This window comes from Gordonibacter sp. (genome assembly GCF_036667095.1).
Lineage (GTDB): Bacteria > Actinomycetota > Coriobacteriia > Coriobacteriales > Eggerthellaceae > Gordonibacter.
Genome location: NZ_JAVWUP010000142.1, coordinates 1 through 6566 on the forward strand (window position 1 = coordinate 1; position 6566 = coordinate 6566).

3 protein-coding genes and 1 pseudogene are annotated in these 6566 nt (G+C 60.1%); 3 read left to right on the forward strand and 1 reads right to left on the reverse strand.

From position 1 onward, the window contains the following. From RR842_RS10830 to RR842_RS10840, 3 genes and pseudogenes are all read left to right on the forward strand, one after another. A pseudogene (locus RR842_RS10830) lies at window positions 1-251 on the forward strand (hypothetical protein); the annotation flags it as partial. Between the two features lie 167 nt (window positions 252-418). Continuing rightward, window positions 419-2428: an arsenosugar biosynthesis radical SAM (seleno)protein ArsS gene (gene arsS, locus RR842_RS10835; RefSeq protein WP_332729730.1), complete on the forward strand. Its 2010-nt coding sequence runs from the start codon at window positions 419-421 to the stop codon at window positions 2426-2428. 196 nt (window positions 2429-2624) lie between these two features. Further along, on the forward strand, window positions 2625-4154 hold the full coding sequence (locus tag RR842_RS10840) for a hypothetical protein (protein WP_332553985.1): 1530 nt from the start codon (window positions 2625-2627) through the stop codon (window positions 4152-4154). A gap of 196 nt (window positions 4155-4350) precedes the next feature. Here the strand turns inward: RR842_RS10840 and asnB are convergent, their stop codons facing one another. Then, a complete protein-coding gene (gene asnB, locus RR842_RS10845) occupies window positions 4351-6321 on the reverse strand; it encodes an asparagine synthase (glutamine-hydrolyzing) (RefSeq protein ID WP_332729731.1) in 1971 nt (656 codons plus the stop codon). Window positions 6322-6566 lie beyond the last annotated feature (245 nt).

A 6566-nucleotide genomic window follows, 5' to 3' on the forward strand; every position in this document is an offset into this window, starting at 1 on the left:
CAGAGCCAGAGCCAGAGCCAGAGCCAGAGCCAGAGCCAGAGCCAGAGCCAGAGCCTCTAGGTGAGCCTTCATTGCCTGAACGGGGTGCATCGCAAGGCGACGTGCAAGCTACGGTTGAGCGCGGCAAGCGGTTGAAGAAGCGCTCGTTCTCCCGTTTTCGTAGCCTGTACGAGAGTCGGGACGGCACGCTTTGCGTATTCGAGGACGAGCAAGGGCACCTCGTGGCCGTCGATTCCTCGAAGCTGGCATAACGCGGATCCGGCGTAATCGTGCCGGGCGATCCAACGTGCAAAAGGCAGGCGCACTGCCGCAGACGTTGCGGTTTCTTCTTGCAGGCATGCTTGGAAGCGCTATCATAGGGCAAAGTTTCCGAGAACATCTGCGCCCTTGTGGCGCCTTCTAGCAGAGAGAAGACCCTATGTCGTCATGCCATGCGCCTGCGCGCCGCGTGTTCAAGGACGCCGGGCGCGTCTGCCCGGTCGACTATCGCATCGCCCCCGAGTCGTTTGCGGGCGATCCCGAGCGTTTGTGCGACGTACTGTATGTGGTGGGCGGCTTATACGGCAATCCGTTTGCGCTCGATGCGGTAGAAAAGCTTGCTGCCGCTGAGGCGGGCGAGACTTTGGTCGTCTTCAACGGCGACGCGCATTGGTTCGACAAGACTGCCGATAACTTCGAGGCGCTGGAACGCCGCCTGTCCGCTCATGTGATCCTGGTAGGAAACGTGGAGGCGGAGTTGCGCCGGCAGGTAGATGTGGGCGTGGGCTGCGGCTGCGCCTATCCCGACTGCACGGCCGACGATGCCGTGAGTCGCTCGAACCGCATCCATAAGAAGCTTTCAGAAGCCGTGGAGGCCCGCCCTGGCCTGAAAGCGCTGCTGGAAGGCCGTCCGTCCACGTTGACGGTGGGCGTGGCAGGCAAGAAGGTGGCTGTTACGCATGGCGATGAGCAGCTGCTGGGCGGATGGGCATGCTCGCGCGAATCGCTGCAGGACGTGCTGCGCCAAGACGAGCTGGACTGCTGGCTGGACGAGAAGGGCGTGGACGTGCTGGCGACGACGCATACCTGTGCTCCCGCCGCCGTCGCGCTTGCGCATGGCCTGGTAATCAACAACGGGGCTGCGGGTCTGCCCAATTTCTCCGGACAGCATTTCGGCTTGGCGGTGCGCATCGCATGCGGGCCGCATCCCGATGCGCTGTTCACTGCCGAGTGCGAGGGCCTGTTTGTTGAAGCGGTTCCCGTGCGCTACGACCATGAAGCGTATCTTTCCTGGTTCGACGAGCTGTGGCCCGAGACCAGTCCGGCGGCGGTGTCGTATCGCTCGCGCATTGCCGACGGATCCGATGACTATCTCGAGGACTCGCTGCTTGGCGGCTTTCGCCCTGGCCCTGCTGCGCGCGTTTCCACGGGCGTGCGGCATGAACGCGTGGCTGCGAAGGATGAGGTGCGTCGCGCGCTGTCCCGCTTGGTGTACTTCGAGGACCGGGTAGACGATACGTCCTGTCTGGACACGGTGGAGCAGCCCTCTACCCTCCAGGTGAACATAACGGCACGCTGCAACCTCGCCTGCGCGCACTGTCATGTCGAGGCCGGTCCGCATCGAAGCGAGGCCATGGGCCGCGAGGTGCTCGAAGCCGTCCTGTCCGTGGCAGCGCGCCCCGAGATTAAGACGGTGGACGTGACGGGCGGTGCGCCCGAGATGCACCCCGACTTCGGCTGGTTTATCGGCGAGGCTGCTCGTGTGGCGCAGGTCATAGTGCGCACCAACCTAGTTGTTCTGCGCGACGAGGCGTACCGACCCCTGCTCGACCTCTATGCCAAGTTGGATGTGGAGGTGGTGGCCTCGCTTCCCAACGTGTTTGCCGCTCAGGCTGAGGTGCAGCGCGGCCGCTCTACGTTCGATCCTTGCCTAGACGTGCTGCGCGAGCTGAATAGACGCGGCTACGGCCATGATGGCGCGCATGTGTTGAACCTGGTGTTCAATCCTCAATGGCCCTTGTTGCCTCCTGAGCAGGATAAGCTTGAGCGGGTCTACCGCCGTCGTCTGGGCGAGCTGGGCATAACGTTCGACCGACTCTTTGCCGTGGCGAACAACCCTATTGGTCGCTATGGCGCGCACCTTATCGACACGGGCGCATTCGACGGCTACCTCGACGAGCTCATCGACGGCTTCAATCAGGACGTGTGCGCCGGCATGATGTGCCGCGACCAGATGACCGTCGGCTGGGACGGACGCGTGTACGACTGCGATTTCAACCATGTGCTTGGCCTGGTGCATAAGCGCAATGGTCGCGACCTTACCGTTTTCGACTACGCGGATAATCCGGAACTCACGCTTGCGCGTTCCATCCGCTTTCGCAACCACTGCTATGCGTGCGCTGCGGGCCAGGGGTCTAGTTGCGGCGGTACGATTGTTCAGGAAAGGTGATCTTGTCTACTATAAAACACTATCCAATAGTAGACATAATCCATTAAATTACGTATTCTGATAAACGTAGTAAAGGCGCTGCTCGCAAAGCGGTGCCTTCGTAATTCAGCAGCAGGTCCGTTTCGGTCTTTTTTGGAATCGAGATGGCGGCGCTGTGATAGGGTTGGGAAGCGAACGAACGAAGGGGGCGTGTGCGGTGATCGACATGTCGGGAATGAGGGGAGTATTTTTCTGGGGATTCCTCATTGTGTACGGAATCGTGATGATTGCCATTTCGCCTCATGCGGTTACGTTGGGCGGGTTTTTTAAAGGTGAGCGTAAAGACGGCAAGCCGGCTTCGCTGTTTTTGCTGACCACGAGTATCTTCATCAGCTGGATCTTCGCGAAGTCGGTGACAAACGCAGCGAACCTTGGCTGTGAGTACGGCCTGGTGGGCGGCGTGGCTTATGCCACGTACTGGCTATGCATCCCGCTGGCAGGCTTTGCCATTTATCGCTTGCGCACCAAATTTCTGGCCAAGGGCCTCGTGAGCTTCCTTACAAAGAACTACGGTATTGCGGCGGCATTCGTGTTCTCGCTGGCCATCCTCATTCGCCTGTTCAATGAGGTGTGGAGCAACTCTTCGGTTGTGGGCGGCTACTATGGCGAGTCCGGCAGCATGTATTTTATCATTGCGGCTACGCTGTTCACGCTGATCACGTTGGCCTACGCCATGTGGGGAGGCCTGCGTAGCTCGCTGGTGACCGATGCCGTGCAGACCATCTTGTTTGTGGTGGTGCTTATTGGTATTGCAGCTTGGATTTTGCCGCAGCATTCGTTTTCCGACTATATGACTTCCGGCACCTGGTCGCTTGACACGGGTGTTGACTTGCTGCTTGTTACGGTGTTGCAGCTGTTCAGCTATCCGTTCCACGACCCGGTGCTTACCGATCGCGGTTTTATTACCGAAGAGAAGACCATGGTGAAAGCGTTCGTGGTTTCGGGTGTGCTGGGCTTTTTGGCTATTCTGCTGTTCAGTTTCATTGGCATCCATGCGCAGCTCGTGGGCATTCCGCTGTCGTCTAATGTGCCAGCCGCGGTGGGTGCGGCCACGTCGATGGCGGCATTCTTCGCCATGGCGCTGATGATGATATTTGCCGCAGGCTCCACGCTCGACTCGACGTTCTCCAGTTTGTCAAAGCTGGCCGCACGCGATTTACCGCACATAGTGAATAAGGACTTCGGGAACAAAGCACGTGTTATTGGCATGGGCGTGATGGTGCTGTTTGCGTTTGTAGGCAATCTGCCTATGCTCGTGGGCACGAGCATCCTCGCCGCCACCACCATCTCGGGCACCATGATTATGGGTCTGGGTCCCATCTTTTTGCTGCACGGCCGCGTGAAGCCTACGAAGCTCGGGTTCCATCTGTGCTTTTGGATTGGCATTGTGCTCGGGTTTGCGTACTCGTTCGCGCCGGGGTTAGTGGCGGGTTTAGCCATTGGTGGCGGCAAGTCGGCGGTGCTTTTGGGCGTGAACCTCTACGGTCTTATCGCGTGTACGCTGGCCTACGTTATCCCCGGCTTGGTGGCACAGGCGCGCGACCGGAAGCTGGGTATCGAGCCCGATTGGAAGGGCCTCACTAAAGAGGAGCTGCGCGCACGCCGCGAAGCGGGCTTGGAAACCGTACCCGACGTGAACGAAGTCGAACCAGGCTACGTCGGCCCAGGACAGGGGGCCCAAGCGTAAGGTTGCATTCGGTGCAAGGAGTTCTCTGTGCGTTTGCTACGGGCTGCTCCCTTGAAAAGACCGCTGTTTGCGGAACAGCCAGTGTTCATGTAATGAGCAATAGAGAGAAATATCGCCCTGAAACATCTCTCCACTTTTTGCAGAGATAGTCACGGTTTAAGGCAGCCGGTTCCGATTTAAAGTCGTTACTATGCGCTTATGCTGCCGGCTTCTCCGGTGCCTTCTTGTCCACGAAGTAAATCTTGTACCACATGAGGAACATGTAGACGATCCAGATCTTGCGGGAGCGGTCGGCGCCGGCCTTGTGCTCGTCCAGCAAGCGCACCAGCTCGTCGGTGTTGAAGAACTGCTGCGCGATGTCCCCGGTAAACCAGCCTTTGATCTCGTTGTAGTAACGGTCTTGACGCAGCCAGTTCACCACGGGTACCGGGAACCCCAGTTTCTCCTTCTGCGCCCAGTCTTTGGGGATGGCCCGTTCGGCGGCCTCGCGCAGCGTGAGCTTCGTCTGGTCGTTGTCGGCCTTCAGGCGCGTGGGAATGGTACGCGACACGTCGAACACCTGCTTATCCAGAAACGGCACGCGCGACTCCAGCGAGTGGGCCATCGACATCTTGTCGGTCTTCAGCAGGATGTCTCCCACCAGCCAAAAGAACAGATCGGCGTACTGCATGCGCGTGGTTTCGTCCAGACCGGCGACCTCGGCGTATACCGGGGCTGTTAGCTCTTGCGGCGTGGGGATGCGCTCTTCTGCGTTTGCGCGCTTGCCCACGCGCAGGCGGTTGCGCTCCTCGGGTGAGAACGCCACGCCGTTGGCATTGGTGTAGTACCAGTCCTCGACCTGTTCAGAGGCGCGCTCTAGGTAGTTTGCGCCGCGCACGCCCAAGCCCCGCGCCATCTTCGACGCGCCGCGCAACAGGCCCTTCGGCGCCCAGGCGAGCTTCTGGTTCGCGAACGGCGTCTGGTAGATGCGGTAGCCGCCGAAGAACTCGTCGGCGCCTTCGCCGGAGAGCACGGCCTTCACCTGTTTGGCGGCCTCCTGGTCCACAAAGTACAGGGCGACGGCGCTGGGGTCGGCCGAAGGTTCGTCCATGTGCCACTGTACGCGCGGCAGCACCTCCCAGTACTCGTCCTCGCCGATGTGCTTGGAGTTGTTTGCGATATGTAGCTCGTCGGCCAGCTCGCGCGCCCAGGTTATCTCGTCGCGCTCGCCCTCGTATTCCGCAAAGCCCACGGTGAACGTCTTGATGGAGGGGTTCTCCTGGGCCAGGCATGCCGCCATGTAGCTGGAATCGATGCCGCTCGACAAAAACGATCCTACCTCCACATCGGCCACGTTGTGGTAACGCACGCTCTCGTGCACAGCCTCGTCGATGGCTTCCACGGTGTCTTCGCGGCTGCGGCTCTCGTCGAAGTCGTAGGTGGGACGCCACCAGCGACGCGTCTCGGTCGTGCCGTCGGCGTGCACGGTCATGCAGTGCGCGGGGGCCAGCTTGAAGATGTCCTTGAAGAACGTCTCGTCCAACGCCGAGAACTGGAAGCACAGGTACTGCTCCAGCGCCTCTTCGTTCAACTTGCGCTCGTAGGCGGGGTGCTCCAGGATGCATTTGATCTCGGAGGCGAAGATGAACTGGCCGTCTTGCACGGTGTAGTAGAAAGGCTTGATGCCGAAGAAGTCGCGCGCGCAGAACAACTCGCGGGTCTGCCGGTTCCACAGGGCGAACGCGAACATGCCGCGCAGACGGTCGAGCACTTCTTCGCCCCAGGCCAAATAGCCCGTGAGCAGCACTTCGGTGTCGGAATGCGTTTGGAATTCCCAACCCTGCGCCTCAAGCTCGGCGCGCAGGTCCTGATAGTTGTATATCTCGCCGTTGAATACGATGGCATAGTCGCCCTTTGCGGCAGCGGCCTCGGCGCCCAGCGCCGGCGTGCCGTCGCCTGCAAGTGCGGGAGAGGTGATGCGGGCCGCATGCTCGCCCGTCGAGCGCACCATGGGTTGGTTGCCGCCTTCGAGGTCGATCAGCGACAGGCGACGATGCCCGAAAGCGATGCCGTCGTCGGTATACTGTCCTTCGCCGTCGGGCCCGCGATGAGCCATGACGTCGCACATGGCTTTCAGAATAGGCGCGCGCTCGTCGGTCGCGCCGGTGAATCCGCAGATACCGCACATATCGTTGGTGCTCCTCATCGTGTTTTGCGCTCAGCTCGCGTGTGCAGGCAAAGCGGGGAGTAAATTTGGATAGCTCAGCCACTTATCTTATGGGCCATGATAAAGGAAAGGGAGGCGATGCCCAAGCATCTTAACCAAGACCTCAGATTTGCAGGGAGGCAATCGACCCCTTGCGGAGGTGCGGAGGTGCGGGAGGTGCGGAGGTGGTGAGGCGTTTCGTAGGAGAAATGTGATTCGTTTGGAGC

What these genes read in the sequence shown, in the direction of transcription:
- asnB (WP_332729731.1), bottom strand. Translation starts at nt 6,321, where the DNA reads ATGTGCGGTATCTGCGGATTCACCGGCGCGACCGACGAGCGCGCGCCT.
- arsS (WP_332729730.1), top strand. Translation starts at nt 419, where the DNA reads ATGTCGTCATGCCATGCGCCTGCGCGCCGCGTGTTCAAGGACGCCGGG.